This window comes from Aquimarina celericrescens, assembly GCF_042682765.1.
GTDB lineage: Bacteria > Bacteroidota > Bacteroidia > Flavobacteriales > Flavobacteriaceae > Aquimarina > Aquimarina celericrescens.
Genome location: NZ_JBHUHY010000015.1, coordinates 13,081 through 37,221 on the forward strand (window position 1 = coordinate 13,081; position 24,141 = coordinate 37,221).

Sequence of the window (24,141 nt, forward strand, 5' to 3'; positions counted from 1 at the left end):
AAGAGCTGTATATACAAGATATTTGTAAATTGCGCGTTAACAAAAGAGTGCGCAAAAATTTAAACAGCTCACTATTCTTTAATCACTAAATAACTATATATTTGTCAAACTCAATTTTTGCAGGTATGAAAAAAACACAAATACTTGGGCTATTAGTATTAACTTTTCTAAAGTTTAATGTTCAGGCACAAGAGAACAGGGCAATTACAACAGCCACACCTTTTTTATTAATTGCTGCTGATGCCAGAGCTGCTGGTTTGGGAGATCAGGGAGTCGCTACTTCACCAGACGCATTTTCGCAACAATGGAATCCAGCCAAATATGCGTTTATTAAAAGTAAACAAGGAGTAGGTGTAAATTACACTCCTTATCTTAGTAATCTGGTTAATGACATATTTTTGGGTAGCCTTAATTATCATAATAGGATTAATGAGAGAAGTGCGGTAGCGGCTAGTTTTAGATATTTTAGTTTGGGAGATATTGAGTTTAGACAAACAGCAGATGGTGCAGCCAATACTCAAAGACCTAATGAATTTACCGTAGATGTTTCTTATGCGTTAAAGCTTAGTGATCATTTTTCTATGGCGGTAGCAGGGCGTTATCTAAGATCAGATTTAAGATTACAAACAGAGAACGCCGATGATGCTAGTGCTGCAGGAAGTTTTGGTGTAGATATTGCCGGTTTCTTTAGAAGTAACGAAATTGCTTTTAATTCGTTTAATGGTCGATGGAGAGGAGGGTTTAATATTTCTAATATTGGTCCAAAGATTAGCTATGATAACACTGACAATAATGAAAACTTTATTCCAACAAACTTCAGAATAGGTGGAGCTTTTGATTTTATTTTTAATGAAGATAATAGAATATCACCTTCTTTAGAATTTAGTAAGTTATTAGTGCCTAGTCCCCAAGATTTTGATGGAGATGGTGATATCGACGCAGAAGATAATCGAGAATATCAAGATATTAGCGAGTTTAGTGCTATTTTCTCTTCGTGGGGAGATGCAGATGGAGGTTTTAGTGAAGAATTGAAAGAAATTACCTGGTCATTAGGTGCAGAGTATATGTATCGCGATGTATTCGCTTTTAGAACCGGATTCTTTCATGAAAGTGATGAAAAAGGAGCTCGTCAATTTCTATCTCTAGGAAGTGGATTTAGATACAATATCGTTAACCTGGATGTATCTTATTTATTTTCAACATCTTCAGTTAGAAGTCCGCTTGAAGGAACATTGCGTTTTGGTCTTACTTTTAACTTTGGGGATGAATATATCGACTAGAGTTCAAACAAAAATAGTATAAATATTACAGAAAGTATCAAACTCCAGAGTTTGATACTTTTTTTGTTTGTAGTACATTGTGGTGCTATTTTAAGTAAGGGCTATGAAGGAAATAGAGATTAAATCGGTATTAGAGGTGTTCGACTCTTTTGACGAATTGCCAGAAGATATTCAAAAACTTATGCATCAATCAATGATTGTTAGGGACAAAGCATATGCTCCTTATTCAGAGTTTTTGGTGGGAGCCGCGTTGTTATTAGAAAACGGAGAGGTAATTTTAGGAAATAATCAGGAAAATGCATGTTATCCATCAGGTCTATGTGCAGAACGAACGGCGATTTATTACGCCGGAGCAAATTTTCCTGAAGTTCCTGTTTTGAAAATGGCACTTTGTGCTAAATCTTTAAAATATCAATTGCTAACTCCAACACCTCCCTGTGGTGCATGTAGACAAGCTATAGGAGAATATGAGTTAAAACAGAAAAAGCCTATAGAGATCTATTTCATGGGAGAAACAGGAAAAGTTGTTAAATCTAAATCGCTGGTAAATTTATTGCCACTTACTTTTGATAATTCGTATCTATAACGTTTTCGTCGATTTAATTATAAAACTCCTTTTCCCTTAATTTCGAATATGTTATTTTTGTTTTTCGTTCTTTTAATAAAATAGGGAATAAACTAAAGAATTACTGGTTTTATAACCAGTTTGTTATTCATATATCACTACAATTGTAAATGAAAAAAGTAACCAAAGAAGTTTACCTTAATTGGTATGAAGAAATGCTTTTCTGGAGAAAGTTTGAAGACAAGCTTGCTCAAGTATATATTCAGCAGAAAGTAAGAGGTTTTTTACACTTATATAATGGTCAAGAGGCCATATTAGCTGGAGCTTTGCATGCGATGGACCTCACCAAGGATCGAATGATTACTGCCTATCGTAATCATGTACAACCTATAGGGATGGGAGTCGATCCTAAACGTGTTATGGCCGAACTCTTCGGTAAAGGCACGGGTACCTCACAAGGTTTAGGAGGATCCATGCATATTTTCTCAAAAGAACATCGGTTTTATGGTGGTCATGGAATAGTTGGAGGGCAAATTCCTCTAGGAGCTGGTCTCGCGTTTGCTGATAAATATAGTAAGAGAGATTCAGTCACTTTAACTTTTATGGGGGATGGAGCTACACGTCAGGGATCATTACATGAAACCTTTAATTTGGCGATGCTTTGGAATTTACCAGTAGTATTTTGTGTAGAAAATAATGGATATGCCATGGGTACTTCTGTTGAAAGAACGGCGAATCATCCTGATATATGGAAATTAGGATTGGGTTACGAAATGCCTTGCGGCCCGGTAGATGCTATGAATCCCGTTAAGGTAGCTGAAGCAATGGATGAAGCCATTACCAGGGCCAGAACAGGAGGCGGGCCTACATTCTTAGAGTTAAAGACATATAGATATAGAGGACACTCAATGAGTGATGCTCAAAAGTATAGAACCAAAGAAGAAGTTGCAGAGTACCAGAAAATAGATCCAATTACACAAGTATTGGATATCATTAAAGAGAAAAAATATGCAACCGATGAGGAAATAGCTACTATTGATAAGAGAGTAAAAGAAAGGGTTGCAGAGTGTCAAAAATTTGCAGAAGAATCACCGTTCCCAGAAAAAAGTGTGATGTATGATGTTGTATACGAGCAAGATGATTACCCGTTTTTACCACACAAATTACAATAAAATATGGCTACAGTAATAAATATGCCACGGTTAAGTGACACAATGGAAGAAGGTGTTGTTGCAAAGTGGCTTGTTAAAAAAGGAGATAAAATTAGCGAAGGTGATATCCTGGCAGAGATAGAAACCGATAAGGCAACTATGGAGTTTGAATCTTTCTATGAAGGTACACTGCTTCATATTGGTATAGAAGAGGGTGAAACGGCTCCTGTGGACAAATTGTTGGCAATAATCGGAGATGAGGGCGAAGATATTTCAGGTTTACTAAAGGGAGATGTTTCTTCAGAAGCTGAAGCACCGAAAGAAGAAAAGACAGAGGCGGTAGTTTCTGAGTCAGGCAAAAGTAATGCAATTCCAGAAGGAGTTGAAATAATTACGATGCCACGCCTTAGCGATACTATGGAAGAAGGTACAGTTGCGACCTGGTTGAAAAAAGTGGGTGATACCGTAGAAGAAGGCGATATTCTGGCAGAAATAGAAACCGATAAAGCGACGATGGAATTCGAATCTTTCTATAACGGTACCTTACTGCATATCGGGATTGAAGAAGGCCAGACAGCTCCTGTTGATGTTCTTCTTGCCATTATTGGGCCAGCAGGGACTGATGTTTCGGGGATTAAAGATGGAGCCCCGGTTTCTACTCCTTCTGCAAACAAAGAGGCTACAAAAGAAACAAAAAGCGAGACTAAATCTGAACCAACTACAACAAATACCACTACCGAAGGAGGTAGAATATTTGCATCGCCACTAGCTAAGAAAATTGCAGCAGATAAAGGGATTGATCTTTCACAAGTAAAAGGAACAGGGGAGAACGGACGCATTGTAAAAAAAGACGTTGAGTCATTCACTCCAAGCGCCACAGCAGTAGAAACTTCAGCTCCGGCTAAAGAAGAAACTTCCGCTCCGGTGGTACAAGCTTTTGTGCCTGCTGGTGAAGTAAGTTTTGAAGAAGTAAAGAATTCGCAAATGCGCAAGGCGATTGCCAAAAGCCTTTCTGCTTCCAAATTCACAGCTCCTCATTACTATCTTACTATCGAGGTCGATATGCAAAATGCAATGGTATCACGCAAAAATATTAATGAACTACCTGATACCAAAGTGTCTTTTAATGATATGGTAGTTAAAGCTTGTGCCATGGCACTTCGCAAACATCCCCAGGTAAATACACAATGGACAGATGCCGCTACTCAATATGCGAAACATATAAGTATTGGCGTTGCAGTTGCTGTACCAGATGGATTGGTTGTTCCTGTGTTACCTTTTACTGATCAAATGTCTCTGACCCAAATAGGCGCTAAAGTTAAAGATTTGGCTGGAAGAGCTCGAAATAAAAAACTTACTCCGCAAGAAATGAGTGGGAGTACTTTTACAGTATCTAATTTGGGAATGTTTGGTATTCAAGAATTTACTTCGATCATTAACCAACCCAACTCGGCAATTTTATCGGTTGGTGCTATTATAGAAAAGCCAGTGGTTAAGGATGGACAAATCGTTGTTGGCAATACAATGAAAGTTACCTTGGCTTGCGATCACAGAACAGTAGATGGTGCAACAGGTGCTCAATTCTTACAAACATTACGACAATATCTTGAAAATCCAGTGACGATGCTGGCGTAATCTCGAGATTAAATATTTATCAAAATCCCACTTCATTCAATGTGGGATTTTTTTACCTTTAACCAAAACTAGATGCTCATGAAAAGATATATGTACATACTATGTATTTCTATTTTATTTATTAATTGTAAACAAATTACTTCTGCACAACCGCAAATTAAAGACTCAGAAACTGAGGCTTTAGTGACTACTAAAACTTCAGATGTAAAAGCTATCATGAATTTCCTTGCTAGTGATGAACTGCAGGGAAGGGATACTGGAAGCCAAGGTTTGGAGAAAGCCGCACAGTTTATAGAAAAAGAATTTAAAAAGTATGGTGTACAACCTTATTTTGATACCTATAGGGATGCTTTTGACGCCAAAGGAACAGCAACATATAATGTGGTAGGCTATTTAGAAGGCCAAGATAAATCCCTGGCAAATGAATTTATTGTCGTTGGAGCTCATTTTGACCATATTGGTGCGGGAAAAGATGTCAATGGCGATACGATTGCAAATGGTGCCAATGATAATGCAGCAGGAAGTACAGCTGTAATTTCGTTAGCAAAACAATTTGCTAAACTAAAAAACAATAAGAGAAGTATTCTTTTTGTATTATTTGGAGCTGAAGAAAGAGGTTTATTGGGATCTGCACATCTTGCTAAAGTTTTGAAAGAGGATAACATTGATCTATATACAATGGTAAATTTTGAAATGATTGGGGTTCCATTAAATGAAAAGGCCTATAAAGCCTATATCACTGGGTATGAAATATCTAATATGGCTGTGAAAATTAACGAGTATGTGGGATCAGAATTAATTGGATATCTTCCAAAAGCAAAAGAATATCAATTGTTTCGTAGAAGTGATAATTACCCTTTTTATGAGCAATTTAATGTGCCTTGTCAAACAATTTCTACGTTCGATTTTACAAATTATGATTACTATCACCATGTAGACGACGAAGTGTCTGAAATGAATTTTGAATTCATGGCAGAATTAATTAATAATTGTGTTCCTGCAATTGCAAAAATGGCAAATACCCAAAGCAAGGAAATTAAATTAAACTAAAAAAATCCTTGTTTTTAAGATAGAACTTTTTTTAGATATCTTATGAAATGAGCCATAATGATTAGGTAAATACCAACCGACATGATTGTTAGCGAATTTCATACTTGCACTGAGCAAAGTCGAAGTGTGACAAATAAAAAACAATAAAAACAAACAGATGAAAAATATTATCATCACGGGAGCAAGTAGAGGAATTGGTTTTGAATTGGCACAGCTTTTTGCAAACGAAGGACACCAAGTTTTAGCTCTTTCTCGTAATTCTGTACCCATTTCTTCACTACAACATAAAAACATAAATACCTTCTCATTTGACATTTGTAAGTCTGATGATATCAATAAAATGGTTAATTATGTAAAAGAAGAGTGGGAAACAGTAGATATTCTAATCAATAATGCAGGAAAGTTACTTAATAAACCTTTCAAAGAGAGTACGCCTCAGGATTTTGAAGCTGTATATAAAGTGAATGTTTTTGGCGTTGCCGAGATTACCCGAATGCTGATCCCTTTTATGAAAGCAGAAAGTCACGTAGTGACTATAAGTAGTATGGGTGGGATACAAGGAAGCATGAAGTTTCCTGGATTGGCGGCATATAGCTCTAGTAAAGGAGCCGTGATTACATTAAGCGAATTATGGGCAGAAGAATACAAAGAAAGTGGCATTGCTTTTAATGTGCTTGCTTTAGGGGCGGTACAGACCGAAATGCTTGAAGAAGCTTTCCCCGGGTATCAAGCACCTCTAACCGCATTAGAAATGGCAACATATGTTAAAGATTTTGCGCTAACCGGTAATAGATATTATAACGGAAAAGTATTACAGGTATCAAGTAGTACTCCTTAAAATATTGAGATAAACATACTCTTTAGAAGCCTGCAACATAAGTATTCTGTAAACTTAAATATTTATAAAATTGAGTTACATTAAAGATTTCTTTCAACTCTTCATTTTGAAAGTAAATCAGGTTACTAATGCTTTTTGATTTTTCTGTAGTAGATAAATTGGATTGTAATATTTTGTTTGCCTTAAGTGAATATTTAAAGATGTTTTTCTCTAAAATTTTGCTTGTTTGAATGGTAAGATTTAGTTCTTTTTGTAATTCAAGTGTTTTTTCTATTGCTAATTGCTTAAGAATTTGTTTGTCATTTTTTTGGTTCTCTATTTGAGTTTGCGCAGAGCTAAAGGTGTAAGTAAACAGAACAAGAAGGATGGCTAGTGTTCTCATGTCGTTGAGTATTTGTGGTTTGTGTTATATGTTAATTATCGATTTTAAAAATATTAATATTTGATTAACAACAAGTTAAATATGATGAATACTCGATAAATGTTAATATTTAATCGGTCAAGAACATAATTTTGAAGTTTTACAGTAGTTTTTTGATGATAAAACCGTATCAATTAATTATTATGATTTATAATTCAGCGTAACCTTGGTTTAGACGGCATCTTTTAAGTAAAAATTGAATAAAATCTAAAAATATCGTACATGCATTTTGTACGACTTTAATCGATCTCGAAATAATAAAACCGGATGTTACTCTCATAAGGTTAATTTTGTATTTTGTACCCGTGAAGGAAATACTTGCCAGATATATCCCAGAAAGAGCAGTAGATATGGCATTTGACTTGATAGTCAAATGTAATGTGCATCTCAAAATAGTCAATAATAGAGTGACAAGACATGGTGATTATCGAAAAATGCCAGATGGCAGACATCAAATCACTGTGAATACTTCGCTTAACAGATATCGCTTTCTCATTACTTTAATTCATGAGATAGCACACCTGATAGCTTTTGAGAAATATGGAAGGTTCATCAAACCTCATGGGATAGAATGGAAACGAGTTTTTCAGCAATTGATGTTACCTTACATTAATCCAGAAGTTTTTCCACCAAAACTATTACCGGTTATCGCTAATCATTTTAGAAACCCTAAAGCAAGTAGTGATACCGATGAAATATTATCTTTAGCATTAAAACAATATGACCCAGAAAGTGATAAAAATTATATCTTTGAAATCCCCCTGGGGAGTACTTTTAGATTATACAACGGAAGAATCTTTAAGAGAGGTAATAAAAAAGTAAAAAGATACGAATGTGTCGAAATAAGTACAGGTAGAATCTACCTTTTTAATCCTAATGCAGAAGTAGAATTATTACATTAATTATGAATAAAAATTATTACGCCGTATTAATGGCTGGAGGAATAGGATCTAGGTTTTGGCCTGTAAGTACCACAGAGTTTCCAAAGCAATTTCACGATATGTTAGGAACCGGAGAGACGCTAATTCAACGTACCTTTTCAAGATTGTCCAAAATTGTCCCATCTCAGAATATATTTATCCTCACCAATGAGCGGTATAATGATTTGGTTCTTGAACAATTACCAGAGATAGAACAACGACAAGTTGTTACAGAACCTGCAATGCGTAATACGGCCCCATGTATTTTATATGCATCAATGAAGATACAAAAGGAAAATCCCAATGCCGTTATGGTGGTTGCCCCCAGTGATCATTGGATAGAAGATGAAGATGCTTTTGTGTCAAATTTAAAGCAATGTTTTGACTCATGCACTAAAAAAGATGTTTTGATGACTTTGGGGATTCAACCTACATTTCCAAATACTGGATATGGTTATATCCAATATAAAAAAGAAGATAAAGCAATAAAAAAAGTAGCTCAATTCACCGAAAAACCCGATTATGATACTGCGAAGAGATTTTTAGAAGAAGGGAATTATCTTTGGAATGCTGGAATTTTTATTTGGAGCGCTACAAGTATCATAAATGCTTTTGAAAAATTTCAAAAACAAATGACTTCTTTGTTTGAGCAAGGTAATGATGTATATAATACTGATCAAGAGAATGATTTTATATGTACTCATTATCCCCAAGCTGAAAATATCTCTATAGATTATGCAATTTTAGAAAAAGCCGAAAATGTTTACGTATTACCTGCTACTTTTGATTGGAATGATTTAGGTACCTGGGGATCATTATATGATAAATTAGATAAAAATGATGCCAAAAATGCTGTAGTAAATGCTCGTGTGTTATCACAAGAAGCTTCAGGTAATATGATTATGGCCTCAAATGATAAAATTGTTGTAGTAGATGGATTAGAAAATTATATTATTGTTGATAAAGATGATGTACTTTTAATTTATCCTAAAAAGAAAGAGCAGGACATTAAGCAGGTTCTTAAAAAAGTAAAAGACACCTACGGAGAACAATACGGTTAATACTTATGGAAGAAAACACAAATCAACCGTCACATCAAGATGAAGCAAGTGAATCTGTAAAAAGAGATGCGAAAGGGCTTTTTGCAAGTATTTCTAAATTTCTTGGAGAATTATTAAATATTAAATCAGAAACTGATAAGGATCAAACTATTGAAGATGTCAAAAAGGATATTCCTTTTAAAGGACACAATGCATGGATTTTGATCTTTTCCATTTTTGTCGCATCGATTGGTCTTAATGTGAGTTCTACTGCAGTTGTTATAGGAGCCATGTTAATCTCTCCATTAATGGGTCCGATTGTGGGAGTTGGACTATCTATTGCAATTAATGATATTGATACTTTACGAAGATCTTTGGTTAATTTGGGCGTGATGGTGGGACTAAGTGTCCTTGCGGCTACCTTATATTTCTGGGTTTCTCCTTTGACTGAATTGACTCCTGAATTAGAGGCCCGAACGGCACCAACCATTCTGGATGTGCTTGTAGCAATTTTTGGAGGTTTGGCACTTATCGTGGCCAAATCTAAAAAAGGAACCATGCCCAATGCTATTGCCGGAGTAGCAATCGCTACGGCCCTTATGCCACCGTTATGTACCGTTGGATACGGAATCGCAGAAGGAGGTCCCAAATATGCATTAGGAGCATTGTATCTGTTTTCTATAAATGCAATTTTTATCGCCCTAGCAACTTTTATTGTAGCAAAGTTATTGCGTTTCCCAATGCTACGATATGCTAATTCTGCAAAGCGAAGACGTACCGCTCAATTTGCCTCTTTATTAGCAATCCTTGTAATGATTCCGGCGAGTTATACATTTTATACCACCCTGTTAGAAAGTAACGCAGCACATGATTATAAGCTTTTTCTTGAAAATGATATCAATAGCAATGAAAACTTGTATTTGAGAAAAGACTTTTATAATTATAATGATAAAACCATAAAGTTATATTTTGATGGTGAAATGCCCGAAGCTGTAATGAGTGATCTTAAAAATGAGATTAAAAAGTACGATCATATAGGTGATTTTGAACTTACCATAAATGGTAACAAAGCGCGCGGATTAGATCAGGTGTCTAAGGCTTATGATCGCGCCATTGTTGAGCTGGACCGTATTGAAAAAGAAAATGGTAAACTTCTTGATCAAATTGAAGATCTCAAGATCCAAATTGCAGGGTTAGAAACTAGTCTAAATGAGGCTAATAAAGTAGCGTCTGTAGAGATATTACCTTATTTTAATATTTCTAAAGATGCCAAAATACGTTTTCCTGATCTCGAAACGTTAGGGTATGGTGAGGTTTTACAATCTAATTTCTTAAAAATGGATACGATACAAGTAATCTTTCCTAAATGGAAATTCCAGGTATCTGATAGCTTAAATACAGTACGTACAAAAGCACTTCGCGAATGGATTACTAAAGAGTTGAAGGCTGATACGTTATATGTTGAGTAGCCTCTAAAGCGTATACTAGATATGCAAATACGTGTTTCTGTAAAGTGTAGGTCTAAAATCGAAAAATCTTATGAACAGTAAAATTCTTTTAGTTTTATTTAGTTGTACACAAATTGGTTTTAGTCAAAATTCAGATGTCATGAAACTTCCCTACGAGCAAATCCCAGAGTATCCTTCAACGTATACTCCCGGGAACATTCTTTCACGATTTATTGACGGGTTAGGATATCGGTATTATTGGGCTACAGAAGGACTTAGCGCAAGAGATCTAAAATTCGCTCCATCTAAAGAAGGAAGAACAATGTTACAAACCTTGAGGCATATCAATCAGTTATCAAAAGGAATATTAAATGCTATACAAAACTTACCTAATATTAGAACTAATAATCAGCCAGAAGCTAATTTTGAGGAACTTAGAAAAGAAACCTTATTTAACTTCAAAAAGGTAAGTGAATTACTCTCAGAGAAGTCAGCAAAAGACGTAGCTGCCTACACAGTGATTTTTCAATCTGGAGAAAATCGAAGAGAGTTCCCCTTTTGGAACATGATCAACGGACAAATATCTGATGCTCTTTATCATGTTGGGCAAGTTGTCTCTTTTAGAAGATCATCTGGTAATCCTGTGAATCCAAAAGTAAATGTATTTATAGGTAAAACAGGCAATTAAAAATCATAGCCAAACCACTATGATTCAATATCGATCTAATCTCTGTTGGTCTGTCCAAGCATTCAATTACTTTAATAATATTCAACTGGTTGGATGTAGTTTCTAAGTGTTTGGGTAAAGGTGTTAATGACTACAAAGCATTTGCAATTGGTTACAAATCAATAGAAATCTGTTATATGATGTGTTACTAATGATTTGTAATTTAATGCGATAAAATTATAATCTGCAACAAAACAATGTATCAAGTTCTAATATAAATCAATAAAGGGTTTATGTTAATTAAAAAACCATTAACAACCACGTCCTTGTTTTCGATGCAATTTTTATCTAGGTTCGCTATACATTGTAATTTGATAGTTGACATATGATGATAGAAATTACACCACTCAATGATTTAACATCACATTTAAGGAGACTTACCAAAGGGAAATTGTGGCTGCAAGTAATCTTGGCTCTTTTATTAGGGATTGGTGTGGGTATTATATTAAACCCGTCTTTAGGTATCGTAGCTGAATCTTTTAGTGATTGGTTATCGAATTGGTTAGATCTTCCTGGTAAGGTTTTTTTACGATTGGTCCAGATGGTAATGATCCCGCTAATATTTGCCTCTATTATTTCGGGTATCGTAAGTAATAATCCAGAGCAATTAAAAACCATGGGATTGCGGTTATTAATTTATTTTGTTTTTACTACAGCTGTCGCAATTATGATTGGAGCAGCTTTAACCCTACTCATGAAACCCGGGGTTTTGGTAAACGAACTCGGTGGACTGCCTGGTGTTGAAGGAGAAAAAATAGTTACTAATGGAAACCTGCCGGATTTTCAAAATATACCTCAGACGATTTCAAACCTAATTCCTGATAATCCCTTAGAATCTATATTGTTAGGAGAAATGTTGGGAGTAGTCATTTTTACAATAATAATAGGTGTTGCCATTACACAACTTGAGGAAAGTATTGCGTTACCTATCATAAGGATGATTGAAGCTATTCAAAAAATATGTATGATTGTAGTGTCCTGGGCAATGTTATTAGTGCCTGTAGCCGTTTTTGGCCTTATTGCTGCGTTGTTGTCCGATTTGGGCGTTGAGGTATTGCTAGGGCTTGGATACTACATGATAGTAGTGCTTTTAGGACTAGCTTTACTTTTGGTTTTTTATATGGCGATATTGGTGGTGATTGGTAGAAGGAACCCCATACATTTCTTAAAAGCGGCTAGAGAACCTCAACTTCTTGCGTTTTCTACTGCTAGTTCTGCTGCGGTGATGCCCATGTCAATGAAAGTGGCAGATGAGCGGTTAAATGTTTCCTCGAATATTAGTGATTTCGTCATCCCTGTTGGGGCGTCTATCAATATGGACGGAACTGCACTTTTTCAATGTACTTCGGCTTTGTTTATTGCTCAGGCATATGGTATTGAGTTATCGATATTAAATCTACTGTTAATTACAATTACCATAGTTGGGGCTTCTATAGGTACTCCAGCGATTCCGGGTGGTGGAGTCGTTATTCTGGCATCTGTGCTACAAAGTACAGGGATACCAACAGATGGTCTTATTGTTATCATTGGAATTGACCGAATTCTGGGAATGTTTAGAACTACAGTAAATGTAACTGGCGATTTGGTAGCATGTGTGGTTTTTAATAAATGGTTCGGAAAAACTGAAGACAATATGAATAATCAGTAATTATAACCCTTTTAATTGTGCATCACGAACCTTCTTAAATAAATTTGAAGAATATACAAAATCAGTCACAGCCTTATTATCAGTTTTGAATATTTGTGTTTTATCGCCTTCCCATTCTAAGTATCCATTTTTAAGGAAAACTATTTTCTCTCCAATTTCCATTACAGAGTTCATATCGTGGGTATTGATTACCGTAGTAATATCGTATTCCTCAGTGATTTCTTTGATAAGGTTATCAATTACTATAGCGGTTCTTGGATCAAGACCAGAGTTAGGTTCATCACAAAAGAGGTATTTAGGACGAGTCACAATTGCCCTTGCTATTGCTACACGTTTTTGCATCCCTCCACTAATTTCTGAAGGTAATTTTTTCTCAGCATTTTCAAGATTTACACGATTTAGTACTTCATGAACTCTATCCAGCATTTCATCCTTCTTCTGCTTTGTAAACATCATGAGGGGGAACATTACATTTTCTTCAACGGTCATAGAATCAAACAAAGCACTGCCTTGAAAAACCATTCCCATCTGTTCTTTAAGATCCCTTTGTTCTTCTTCACTCAGCTCAGAATAAGTGTTCCCATCATAACAGATAGAGCCTTTTTCTGGAGTAAAAAGCCCCAGTAGGCATTTTAGAAATACTGTTTTACCACTACCACTGGTGCCGATGATAAGATTGGTCTTGCCACGATCAAATGTTGTGGTAATTCCTTTCAGGATCTCTTCTCCATTAAAACCTTTATGTAGATCTTTAACTTCTATCATTAACTAAGTAATAATTGAGTGAGTATATAATTCGAAATAATAATGACCACTGTTGTCCAAACGAAAGCAGATGTACTAGCCTTGCCTACTTCTAATGCTCCTCCTTTCATGTAAAATCCATGAAAAGAAGGAATTGTAGCCAACAAAAATGCAAAAATAAATGTTTTTATAAATGCATATGTAAGATGATATGGGACAAATTCCTCTCGCAAACCTGTTATGAAATCAGTACTAGGCACAAATCCGCCGTATACACCGGCAACATACGCTCCAAGAATACCAGCAAACATAGCGATGGCAATGACAAAAGGATACATACACATGGCCACAATCTTTGGGAAAACCAAATAATTAAGAGAGTTAATCCCCATTACTTCCAGTGCATCGATTTGTTCTGTAACCCGCATACTACCAATACTGGATGTTATAAATGATCCTACCTTACCAGCCATGATTACAGAAATAAAAGTTGGTGCAAATTCAAGAATAACAGATTGTCTGGAGGCAAAAGCAATCAATTTTTTCGGTAATATCGGATTATTTAAATTCAAAGCAGTTTGTATGGCTACCACACCACCGATAAAGAAGGCTAGAAAAACCGTAATCCCAAGCGAACCAATAATAAGATCATCTATTTCTTTAAATATGAGGTTTCTTAATACCGAGCCTTTCGTCATTCGACTAAAAACTCCTTTAAGCATTAAAAAATATCGTCCAATATCGTCTAGATAAAACATTCTTTACAATTAGAAGGGCTAAAATAGAAAAAAAAACAGGGACAGCATTTAACCTTCTATTAAAGTTTTACATTTGTATAAATACTATTTTCGCTATCTAAATTCAAAAAGTAATGACAAAGAAAATATTCTTGACTGTATTGTTATTGGTAACGTTTATTTATGGTAACGCACAGAAAGCAAAGAAGATTAATCATGCTCCAAAACTTGTGGTTGGTATTGTAGTGGATCAAATGCGATATGATTATCTCACTCGCTTTTATCATCGTTTTGGTGAGGGTGGTTTTAAGCGTATGATAAATGAGGGGTACAATTGTAAAAATAATCATTTTAATTATGTGCCAACGTATACAGGTCCGGGACATGCCTCGGTATATACAGGGACTACACCTCAAAATCATGGTGTCATCTCTAACTATTGGTATGACAAATTCAGTGATGAGAAAGTGTATTGTGCTGGGGACCCTTCAGTAAAAGCAGTTGGTTCTGATAGCGAATTAGAAAGAATGTCCCCACATCGTATGAAAACGACTACAGTTGCAGACCAAAATAGACTACATACACAATTAGAAGGAAAAACAATAGGAATAGCAATAAAGGATAGAGGGGCGATACTGCCCGCAGGGCATGCGGCGAATGGGGCATATTGGTTTAGGGGAAAGGATGAAGGAAAATGGATTACCAGTACATACTATAGGAATGAATTGCCGCAATGGGTGAAAACATTTAATGAATCTGGCAAAGCGAAATCTTATCTCAAAGTCTGGAATACCTTATATGACATGAATACATATACAGAAAGTGGTGATGATAAAAATACATTTGAAGGCGGATATAAGGGAAAAGAAACAGCAACATTTCCATATGATTTAGCAAAGTTAAAAGATCAAAATATGGGATATGATATTATAAAATTTTCTGCATACGGTAATAGTTTAACGGCCGATTTTGCAATAGACGCCATTGATGGTGAACAATTAGGAGCAGATCAAATCACAGATTTTCTTACAGTTAGTTTTTCTAGTACAGATTATGTTGGGCATAATTTTGGAGTGAATTCCAAAGAAATTCAGGATACTTATTTGCGATTAGATAAGGATTTAGAAAGATTATTTACTGCGTTGGATAAGAAAGTAGGCGAGGGGCAATATACAGTGTTCTTAACTGCAGATCATGGAGCGGTTCACGTACCCTCTTATTTGAAATCGGTGAAGATTCCGGCTGGCTATTATGATGCAAATGCATTTAAAGCTAAGGTCGAAAACTTTGTAAAATCCAAATTTAACATAGATGGTTTGATCAAGAATATCTCTAATTATCAGATATTCTTTGATTATAACATACTAGAAAAAAATAAAATAAATGCGCAAGATTTGCAGAAATTAATTGCGCATTTTGTACTTCAGGAAGATCAAGTGGATAAGGTATTTACCAGAGCACAATTAGAATCTGCCAATTATACTAATGGAATTGCCGCTTTAATTCAAAAAGGGTATAATCAAAAAAGAAGCGGAGACGTGATTATTGTGTTAGATCCTGCCACAATAGCATATTCAAAAACCGGTTCTACACATGGTACCGGATTGACATATGATACCCATGCACCTTTGCTATTTTTTGGACAAGGTATAAATAAAGGAAGCACGACGCGTAAGACACAAATTACAGATATTGCACCTACCATCTCTGCTTTGTTAGGAATTGCTTTTCCTAATGGAGCAACGGGAGATGTATTGACTTTTGTATTAGAATAATTTTTTAAAGATGCCTCTCCATCTAAGTTTACGAATAAATTTTCCTTCGTCTTTTGATACGAGAAAGGGTTGTTTTGTTTTTTTGGCTTTAAAGAAGCCCATTAGATAATCGAAAAGAAGTCGCGATCTTCTTTTGAGTAAAGCTAGTTTTAATGACGCAATAAGAGTGATCCAAAAACCATAACGCATACGGTAGAAGGCTTCGCCTTGGTTGTATTTGGCTTTCGGATTATAAGTGTATCCTGTTGGTTTTAGATGCTTTACATGAAGCGATTTATCGGTTTTGATTTCCCATCGATGATATTGAGCAAGTAACTCATCTATGGTATCCCATCCCATGGCGGGTTTGAGCCCATTGATATCTTTAAAACATGCTGCACGGTAGGCTTTTAATGCTCCCCGAATGTGATCTTTATTGGTTAAATTTTCTAATACCCATGTATCATTACTTTCGATATAACAAAAACCACCAGCCATTCCTATTCTAGGATCTTGTGTAAAATGCCAGGCTATTCTCTCTAGGTAATTTGAAGGGAAAATAAGATCTGCATCAAACTTACAAATAATATCGTAGTGGGTATCCAAAGTTTTAAATCCTTGATAAAAAGCATTGATGACTTTACTCCCCGGCATATGGTCTTTTGAGGACACAGTATTTACCTGGGACACAAAATTATAGTTCTTTGTAAACTCGTTGAGGATATTTTCAGTACTGTCTGTTGAATTATCATTAACCACAACGATTTTTTTAGGAAGAAGTGTTTGTGAAACTAACGAATCTAGTGTTTTGGATATAAAACACTCTTCGTTATGTGCAGGTATGACAATATAAATATTCAATTTTAGTACTTAGAGGTTAGTGTTTCTTAAATTGACAAGCCAATTTAAAACACTTTTTTATCTATTCTGTATTTTTCTTTTTAAGATATTTTTGTAGGCTAGTTATCATTTTTGAAAGTTCTGCCAATTTTACCCTGGCATCGTCATCTATTTCTTTTGAAATATAATTTCTTCTAGTAGCAATAGTTGAGCAAACCACACATTCTCTTGTAGAATCTAAGGCGATTTGAAGGTATCTGTTAAATTGAGCATCAGTATTTCCTGAACCTTCCGAAATATTAAGAGCAATAGAATTAGCTGCTCTAATGTATTGCGATGAAAGTCTGTATATTTCTTCTTTGCGGAAAGATTCACAGACATTGTAAACGAAGTCTACAAAGTCCAAGGATTTTTGATATACAATTAAGTCTTCAAAGCTAAATTTTATTTCTTGCATCAATTTTAGATAAATTACTTTACTAACCACTAACCACTAACCACTAACCACTAACCACTAACCACTAACCACTAACCACTAACCACTAACCACTAACCACTAACCACTAACTAATTCTCTCTGCATACACGATATAATATCTAGGTGTAAAAAGACGAAGCAAAGGTCTAAATCCTAGCTTTTTAACAGGGTGTGTCCATTTGTCTCTAGCTTTGATTTTCCAACCAGCCTTTTCTAACAACCAATCAAATTGCCAATCCTCAAACTCGTGATAATGTCGGTCCCAGGGATCGCTTTTACTTCGATAAGCGGGAGAAAACCATAATTTTAATGGTATTGAAGCTACTAATTTGTTGGCTTTAATATCTTTTAGTACGTTAAAAGGAGCTATTAGATGTTCAAAAATTTCAAACGCTGTCACGATTTGGGCATCGCTATTTTTTACAGCCTCTGTATGCAAGTCCAGATCTTCACCAGCAGTATTTAAAACGGTATAGCCTTCTTTCTCCATAAATGCTACAAAAGGATTTCGTACACCCAAATCCAAAATATCTGCAGGTGCAGGAGTATGAGCTCTAAGAAATTCTAATGTTTTTTGATAACGTTTATGAGGGAAACTTCCTTCGTACATAATAGCTGGCTGAATAATTAAAGCTGTAAAAATAGAAAATTACCAAGATTACTAATCTTAGAAACGGTTATAATTTGAACTTATCTTGATTTTTCATTTTTAACCGAAAATGAGATAATATCTATTCAGATGAGGCACTTTTGAAATGCATAGCACCAATAAACGTAAGTAAAGTAATGAAATATGAACACATTTTGGCCTTTTTTTATGAAATAAAAAAAGTCAAGATAAGTTCTTTAAGTAAAATACTTAGAATTGATAAAGAAATGCATTAATATTCATCCCTGCTCCAACACTAGCAAACAATAAAATATCACCTTTGTGAATTTGATGATTGTCTATTTTTTGTTTAAGAATAAGGTCATAGAGTGTTGGAATGGTCGCTACACTACTATTTCCTAGTTTTTGAATGCTCATTGGCATGATCCCTTCGGGTACTTCTTCATTGTATAAACCATAGAATCTATTTACAATGGCTTCGTCCATTTTTTCATTGGCTTGGTGAATCAGGATTTTCTTTACATCAGAAATATCAAAACGAGTCCTGTCTAGACAAGCTTTCATAGCTTTGGGAACGTAGTTTAAAGCAAATTCATATATTTTTCTGCCATGCATTTTAATGTATTTTTTCTCATCATTAGAAGCTTTGTTATATGTTTTACCAAAGAACAGAAAGTTACTTTCATCAAGGGTATACGATGCGCTTATGGTAGAGATAATGCCTCCGGTATCTTTTGTAGTCTCAATTATTGAGGCTCCTGCACCATCTGAATAAATCATTGAATCTCTATCGTGTTTATCTACAACCCGCGATAAGGTTTCGGCACCTATTACTAGACATCTTTTTGCCATATTACTTTTGATAAATGATTGAGCGTGTATTACCCCTTCGATCCAACCGGGGCATCCAAAGAGTAGGTCGTAGGCAACGCAGTATGGATTTTCTATTTTTAGCTTATGTTTTACTCTTGCCGCCAGGCTAGGCACAGTGTCGGCTTGAGATGTATTCATATCTACATCCCCAAAATTATGTGCGACAATAATATAATCTAGTGTTTCGGGATCAATATTTGCATTGTCGATTGCCTTTTGGGCAGAAAGAAATGCCAAATCTGAAGTGTTTTGTTGAGCTGAAGCATATCTACGCTCTTCAATACCTGTAATTTTTTTAAATTTATTTATTATTACATCGTTTGAGTATTCAATTTTTGATCCGTTTTCATTAAAGAATTGATGATTGTTAAAATCTTCATTTTTCTGAATTTCATTTGGGATATAGCTTCCCGTACCGGTTATTTTAATATTCATCACACTAAATTATAGATTGAAATGCAAGATAGACATTTAACATCTTTTGTATTATGCATGCATAATATAATTTACGATGCCTAACGCATCGTATAGTAGTATTAAATTGAGGTTTGAAGTCTATTTTACTTTTAATCGCATGACTGTTGCTATAGATAAGGCTCTGGTCTTGATAAGATTTGCTTTTTCTCCTTTGAAATTTTTATCCACTGCTCTGTTAAACAATGATAACCAGATTTCAAAATGAATTTCCTCAAATCTTTTTTTATCACTTAAATTTTTATGGATCTGAAGCACATTATTTTTATATCCTCCTTTTCTAAATAGCTGAAGTTCCCAGAGATCTGTAATCTGTGGTAAATGGTTATTAAGATCTAACTTTGCAATTTTTGTGAAGAATTCTCCAATTACAGGATCCTTCAAAGCATCACTGTAGAAAGACTTCATTAAAAATTCTATGTCTTCTCTTGAAGTGATATCTTTCACGGGATGTATATTTTAAAAAGAGAGGTAACATTTCGATTACCCCTCTTACCTCTTATTACGTTATTTTTTAATACATTAAGCTTCTGCCTCCATATATTCTTCAATGGGAGCACAAGTACAAATTAAATTTCTATCTCCGTAGGCATCATCTACACGGCGTACAGTTGGCCAAAATTTGTTTTCAACAATATAGGATAAAGGATATGCCGCCCGCTCTCTTGAGTAAGGAAAATCCCAGGTATCTGCAGTAAGCATCGCCATCGTATGCGGTGCATTCTTCAACACATTATTTGGATTGTCTGCGGTAACTTCTTTAATTTCCTGGCGAATCGATATCATAGCATCACAAAATCTATCTAACTCTTCTTTGCTTTCGCTTTCTGTAGGTTCGATCATCATGGTTCCAGCTACGGGAAACGATACAGTAGGAGCATGGAAACCATAATCCATTAATCGTTTGGCAATATCGGTAACTTCTATACCATTCTCTTTAAAAGGTCTGCAATCGATGATCATTTCGTGAGCTGCTCTTCCTCTTTCTCCTACATAAAGTACATTATAATGTCCATCTAAACGTTCTTTAATATAATTAGCATTTAAGATGGCATATTCTGTAGCTTCCTTCAGACCTTTTGCACCAAGCATAGTGATATATCCGTACGATATTAAACATGCAAGTGATGATCCCCAGGGAGCCGCAGAGATCGCTGTAATTGCTTTTTCTCCACCAGTAGCGATAATCGGATTACCCGGCAAGAAAGGCACTAATTGTTTTGCTACACAAATGGGTCCAACACCTGGTCCACCGCCACCATGTGGGATAGCGAATGTTTTATGTAGATTAAGATGACACACATCTGCTCCAATAGCTCCAGGATTAGTTAATCCAACCTGAGCATTCATATTGGCACCATCCATATATACTTGTCCGCCATTATCATGGATGATTTGTGTAATTTCTTTAATAGCTGATTCATATACCCCATGAGTAGAAGGGTAGGTGACCATTAAAGCTGCCAGATTATCTTTATGTTTAACTGCTTTTTCTCTTAAATCTTCAACATCAATATTTCCTTCTTCTGTAGCTTTGGTAACGACTACTTTCATTCCAGCCATTACCGCAGAAGCAGGATTAGTACCGTGAGCAGATGATGGAATCAGGCAGATATTGCGATGATGATCTCCTCTGGATTCATGATAAGCACGTATTACCATTAGCCCTGCAAATTCTCCTTGTGCACCAGAATTTGGTTGCAAAGATGTACCTGAAAAACCAGTGATTTCCGTAAGTTGATCTTCTAATGTTTTCAATACCTCGTGATATCCCTGAGCCTGATCTACAGGTACGAATGGATGAATATTGCCCCATTGAGGATCACTAAGAGGTAACATTTCTGAAGCTGCATTAAGTTTCATAGTGCAAGACCCTAGTGCAATCATTGAGTGATTCAAAGAAAGATCTTTACGCTCTAGTTTTTTGATGTAGCGCATAAGTTCTGTCTCAGAATGATAAGAATTGAATACCTCATTAGTTAGAAATTCTGTCGTACGTTCTAGATTTTTAGGTATACTAGAAGAATTCACGATTTCTTTAATTTGAACAGCTCCTTTTCCGGCAACTTTAGCAAATATTGCAACAATAGTATTCAGGTCTTCGATCGTTGTTGCTTCGTTCAACGAAATTGAAACCGTTTCTGTATCGGGATAAAAGAAGTTTACTTCATGAGCTTCGGCAACTTCTTTTATTTTGATAGTATTAGCTTGTATACTAATGGTGTCAAAATATGATGAATTGATTTGCTTGTATCCAAGATTTTTTAAAGCATCTGATAATGTGCACGCCAAAACATTCACTTTTGATGCGATATATTTCAAGCCCTCAGGGCCATGATAAACACCATACATTCCTGCCATGACAGCAAGTAATACTTGTGCCGTACATATATTTGAAGTGGCTTTATCTCGTTTTATGTGCTGCTCCCTGGTTTGAAGTGCCATTCTTAAGGCTCGATTGCCGTTCATGTCTTGTGTAACGCCGATTATTCTACCAGGTATATTTCTCTTATAAGCTTCTCGAGTGGCAAAATATGCTGCATGAGGACCTCCATACCCTAGAGGTATTCCGAAACGTTGTGTTGTACCAACGACTACATCGGCATCAAAACTTCCAGGCGATTTCAGAGAAACTAAGCTTAGTATATCTGCAGCTACCGCTACTTTTATTTCTGCTTGATGGGCTTTTTCTACAAAATCAGCATAATCATATACTTGTCCTGATTTTCCAGGATATTGCAGAATAGCACCATAAAATTCTGATGAGAAATCAAACTTTTGGTGATCTCCAACTACAAGTTCAATATCAAGAGGAATTGCTCGTGTTTTTAATAGATCAAGTGTTTGAGGTAGCATCTCTTCAGAAACAAAAAATTTATTGACTTCATTTTTTTTCTGATCTCTTGATCGTACCGCAAATAACATAGTCATTGCCTCTGCTGCTGCTGTACTTTCATCAAGGAGCGATGCATTTGCCAGTTCCATGCCGGTAAGGTCACAGATCATAGTTTGATAATTTAACAAAGCTTCTAGTCGACCTTGGGCAATTTCGGCTTGATACGGAGTGTACGCTGTATACCAACCCGGATTTTCTAAAATATTTCTTTGAATCACCGCAGGCAGGCAGGCTTCATGATATCCCAAACCAATATAAGTCTTAAACACTTTATTCTTGGCAGATAGTTTCTGTATATGTGCCGAATATTCTTGCTCACTCATCGCCGTTGCAAGATTAAGTGGTTTTTTTAACAAGATATCATTTGGAACAGTTTCAAAGATAAGTTGATCAATAGAATCAGCTTTGATGGTTCCTAACATGCTGCTTAGATCCTTTTTAGATGGACCGATATGACGCAGTTTAAAAGAGTCAGTTTTCATAGCAAAAAATCAGTTGAAATTGAGATTGCAAAAATACATATTAAATACTTAAAAATTTCACAATTAATTAACGAGAAGATGTCAAGTTTTTAACCAACTTCGAAGGTTATTAACAGATAACCCCAAATTTACCCCGTGAAAATCCTAAAAAGTATATTCAGATTTTATATAAACAGTAGTATTCATGTGGCTTTAGCAATTTGTGCTTTGGTAAGTGTTACCCTTATAAAGTTTGAGGTAACAAATGGCTATACCTTTCTTTTTATTAGTTTTTTAGGTACTATCGTTGCGTATAATTTTGTTAAATACTCGAATACCTCTAAACTATATCATAAAAAACTAACCAAGTCAATGAAGAGTATTCGTTTTTTAACTTGGGTTTGTATGATTCTCTTTGTGTATTTCGCTTTTAAGCTATCATTAAAGACACTACTCTATATCATACCTTTTATAGTGTTAACCGTTTTGTATGTGGTGCCTGTCTTTCCTAATAAAAATAATCTGAGAAGTTTAGCGGGAATAAAAATCTTTATCATCGCTGTAGTTTGGGCCGGAATAACTGTACTTGTACCCATGGTTCATGTTGACGGAAATTTAAATTTTGATTTTCTGATCGAAACTATTCAACGATTTTTATTTATCATTGTGATGATGCTTCCTTTTGAAATTAGAGATCTTCAATATGATTCTTATGATTTAGAAACAGTTCCGCAGCAAATAGGAGTTACACGAACTAAAGTTTTTGGTAGTATTTTATTGGTAGTATTCTTATTATTAACAGCAACTAAGAATGTACTTTCTTCCACAGAAATTCTAAGTACTATTGCGGTGTCGACAATAAGTTTATTGTTCTTATGGGGAACAAAAAAGGAACAATCAAGATATTATTGTTCTTTTTGGGTAGAAAGTGTACCAATAATGTGGTTGATCACAATAATTTTGTTAGAATACTCATTTGGTTAACTCTTTTTGAAGTCTTTGCTTCATTACTTTCTTTTTTTAGAAGCGCTTGTGGTTTGAATATTGGATTTTTTATGGTCTTGTTAAGTTTTGTATTTCTTTTTGAGTACGCACGGGCAATTTTGCAGTAGATTAAACGAACGTTTACTTTGATTATTTCAATAAGTGAAGCCTCGCCATACTGATTTTTGTTACAGATGTGTTTTGCCTCTTCGCAGGATACAAATAACTGAATTGGCTGTTTTCATTACAATTCTGGGTACTCCTTTTTATTTGGGATGCAATAAAAATGTAATATTATTAATCCTATTCAGTCATTTTTTGTTTTAGTCGCTCCTTCATGGCCTTCTTTTCATATTCATTTATACTAATAACTTTAGGATCTTTAACAAGCTTCGTTAGTTTTGTGTTATTCGCAGAATATTTTCTACAAGCTCTACAATACAAAAGATGTATATTCAATTTTACTTTCTCCCAAAAAGTAGCTTCTTTGTACTGATTTTTATCACAAAAGTGATTTGCATCAGAACAACTTACAAAAATTCCTTTTTTAGTACTATTGCTCATGTT

General features: G+C 35.2%; 23 protein-coding genes. 13 read left to right on the top strand and 10 right to left on the bottom strand.

The annotated features are described in order from the left end of the window. The first annotated feature begins 125 nt into the window (after positions 1-125). The 6 genes from porV (at position 126) to ACFSJT_RS13035 (ending at position 6,519) form a co-directional block, all read left to right on the top strand. Positions 126-1,280 carry a type IX secretion system outer membrane channel protein PorV gene (porV, locus tag ACFSJT_RS13010; RefSeq protein WP_378320725.1) on the top strand — a complete coding sequence of 385 codons (1,155 nt, stop codon included), beginning with the start codon at positions 126-128 and terminating at the stop codon, positions 1,278-1,280. 103 nt (positions 1,281-1,383) lie between these two features. Beyond that, positions 1,384-1,866: a cytidine deaminase gene (locus tag ACFSJT_RS13015; RefSeq protein WP_378320726.1), complete on the top strand. Its 483-nt coding sequence runs from the start codon at positions 1,384-1,386 to the stop codon at positions 1,864-1,866. 149 nt (positions 1,867-2,015) lie between these two features. Then, positions 2,016-3,017, top strand: coding sequence for a pyruvate dehydrogenase (acetyl-transferring) E1 component subunit alpha (pdhA, locus tag ACFSJT_RS13020; protein ID WP_378320727.1), 1,002 nt, complete (start codon positions 2,016-2,018; stop codon positions 3,015-3,017). A gap of 3 nt (positions 3,018-3,020) precedes the next feature. Then, positions 3,021-4,631 (top strand): pyruvate dehydrogenase complex dihydrolipoamide acetyltransferase, encoded by a 1,611-nt coding sequence (locus ACFSJT_RS13025; RefSeq protein ID WP_378320728.1) that lies wholly within the window; start codon positions 3,021-3,023, stop codon positions 4,629-4,631. Positions 4,632-4,709: 78 nt separating this feature from the next. Continuing rightward, positions 4,710-5,681: a M20/M25/M40 family metallo-hydrolase gene (locus ACFSJT_RS13030; RefSeq protein WP_378320729.1), complete on the top strand. Its 972-nt coding sequence runs from the start codon at positions 4,710-4,712 to the stop codon at positions 5,679-5,681. Positions 5,682-5,838: 157 nt separating this feature from the next. Continuing rightward, a complete protein-coding gene (locus tag ACFSJT_RS13035; RefSeq protein WP_378320730.1) occupies positions 5,839-6,519 on the top strand; it encodes an SDR family NAD(P)-dependent oxidoreductase in 681 nt (226 codons plus the stop codon). Positions 6,520-6,541: 22 nt separating this feature from the next. On the opposite strand, the gene ACFSJT_RS13040 is transcribed toward ACFSJT_RS13035, so the two are convergent. Next, a complete protein-coding gene (locus ACFSJT_RS13040) occupies positions 6,542-6,901 on the bottom strand; it encodes a hypothetical protein (RefSeq protein WP_378320731.1) in 360 nt (119 codons plus the stop codon). Between the two features lie 344 nt (positions 6,902-7,245). Between ACFSJT_RS13040 and ACFSJT_RS13045 the strand changes: the two genes are divergently transcribed. The 5 genes from ACFSJT_RS13045 (at position 7,246) to ACFSJT_RS13065 (ending at position 12,723) form a co-directional block, all read left to right on the top strand. Then, on the top strand, positions 7,246-7,842 hold the full coding sequence (locus tag ACFSJT_RS13045; protein ID WP_378320732.1) for a SprT-like domain-containing protein: 597 nt from the start codon (positions 7,246-7,248) through the stop codon (positions 7,840-7,842). Positions 7,843-7,844: 2 nt separating this feature from the next. Then, the gene (locus ACFSJT_RS13050; RefSeq protein ID WP_378320733.1) at positions 7,845-8,921 is read left to right on the top strand and encodes a mannose-1-phosphate guanylyltransferase; all 1,077 of its coding nucleotides are present in this window, start codon (positions 7,845-7,847) and stop codon (positions 8,919-8,921) included. Positions 8,922-8,926: 5 nt separating this feature from the next. Beyond that, positions 8,927-10,369 carry a DUF389 domain-containing protein gene (locus ACFSJT_RS13055; RefSeq protein WP_378320734.1) on the top strand — a complete coding sequence of 481 codons (1,443 nt, stop codon included), beginning with the start codon at positions 8,927-8,929 and terminating at the stop codon, positions 10,367-10,369. 70 nt (positions 10,370-10,439) lie between these two features. After that, positions 10,440-11,036, top strand: coding sequence for a DinB family protein (locus ACFSJT_RS13060; RefSeq protein ID WP_378320736.1), 597 nt, complete (start codon positions 10,440-10,442; stop codon positions 11,034-11,036). Positions 11,037-11,400: 364 nt separating this feature from the next. Next, entirely contained in the window at positions 11,401-12,723 is a 1,323-nt protein-coding gene (locus ACFSJT_RS13065) for a dicarboxylate/amino acid:cation symporter (protein WP_378320737.1), read from the top strand. Here ACFSJT_RS13065 and ACFSJT_RS13070 read toward each other — a convergent pair whose 3' ends face one another. Beyond that, positions 12,724-13,488, bottom strand: coding sequence for an ABC transporter ATP-binding protein (locus tag ACFSJT_RS13070; RefSeq protein ID WP_378320738.1), 765 nt, complete (start codon positions 13,486-13,488; stop codon positions 12,724-12,726). It lies immediately after the preceding gene. Beyond that, positions 13,488-14,225, bottom strand: a complete 738-nt coding sequence (locus ACFSJT_RS13075; RefSeq protein WP_378320739.1) for an MlaE family ABC transporter permease — start codon at positions 14,223-14,225, stop codon at positions 13,488-13,490. The genes ACFSJT_RS13070 and ACFSJT_RS13075 overlap by 1 nt, the downstream gene beginning before the upstream one ends. 113 nt (positions 14,226-14,338) lie before the next feature. Between ACFSJT_RS13075 and pafA the strand changes: the two genes are divergently transcribed. Continuing rightward, positions 14,339-15,979: an alkaline phosphatase PafA gene (gene pafA / locus ACFSJT_RS13080; RefSeq protein ID WP_378320740.1), complete on the top strand. Its 1,641-nt coding sequence runs from the start codon at positions 14,339-14,341 to the stop codon at positions 15,977-15,979. Here pafA and ACFSJT_RS13085 read toward each other — a convergent pair. From ACFSJT_RS13085 to gcvP, 6 genes are all read right to left on the bottom strand, one after another. Next, a complete protein-coding gene (locus ACFSJT_RS13085; protein WP_378320741.1) occupies positions 15,971-16,819 on the bottom strand; it encodes a glycosyltransferase family 2 protein in 849 nt (282 codons plus the stop codon). The genes pafA and ACFSJT_RS13085 overlap by 9 nt on opposite strands. Positions 16,820-16,880: 61 nt before the next feature. Next, positions 16,881-17,255, bottom strand: coding sequence for a four helix bundle protein (locus ACFSJT_RS13090; RefSeq protein ID WP_378320742.1), 375 nt, complete (start codon positions 17,253-17,255; stop codon positions 16,881-16,883). 106 nt (positions 17,256-17,361) lie between these two features. Then, a complete protein-coding gene (locus tag ACFSJT_RS13095; RefSeq protein WP_378320743.1) occupies positions 17,362-17,886 on the bottom strand; it encodes a methyltransferase in 525 nt (174 codons plus the stop codon). 249 nt (positions 17,887-18,135) lie between these two features. Continuing rightward, positions 18,136-19,194 carry a 3-oxoacyl-ACP synthase III family protein gene (locus tag ACFSJT_RS13100; RefSeq protein WP_378320744.1) on the bottom strand — a complete coding sequence of 353 codons (1,059 nt, stop codon included), beginning with the start codon at positions 19,192-19,194 and terminating at the stop codon, positions 18,136-18,138. A 120-nt stretch (positions 19,195-19,314) separates the two neighbouring features. Beyond that, a complete protein-coding gene (locus tag ACFSJT_RS13105) occupies positions 19,315-19,680 on the bottom strand; it encodes a group III truncated hemoglobin (protein WP_378320746.1) in 366 nt (121 codons plus the stop codon). A gap of 75 nt (positions 19,681-19,755) precedes the next feature. Beyond that, positions 19,756-22,611, bottom strand: a complete 2,856-nt coding sequence (gcvP, locus tag ACFSJT_RS13110) for an aminomethyl-transferring glycine dehydrogenase (protein WP_378320747.1) — start codon at positions 22,609-22,611, stop codon at positions 19,756-19,758. A gap of 384 nt (positions 22,612-22,995) precedes the next feature. Between gcvP and ACFSJT_RS13115 the strand changes: the two genes are divergently transcribed. Continuing rightward, complete coding sequence (locus ACFSJT_RS13115) at positions 22,996-23,574, top strand: UbiA prenyltransferase family protein (protein ID WP_378320748.1); 579 nt, start codon at positions 22,996-22,998, stop codon at positions 23,572-23,574. Positions 23,575-23,877: 303 nt separating this feature from the next. Here the strand turns inward: ACFSJT_RS13115 and ACFSJT_RS13120 are convergent, their stop codons facing one another. After that, positions 23,878-24,138, bottom strand: coding sequence for a hypothetical protein (locus ACFSJT_RS13120; protein ID WP_378320749.1), 261 nt, complete (start codon positions 24,136-24,138; stop codon positions 23,878-23,880). Positions 24,139-24,141: the final 3 nt, after the last annotated feature.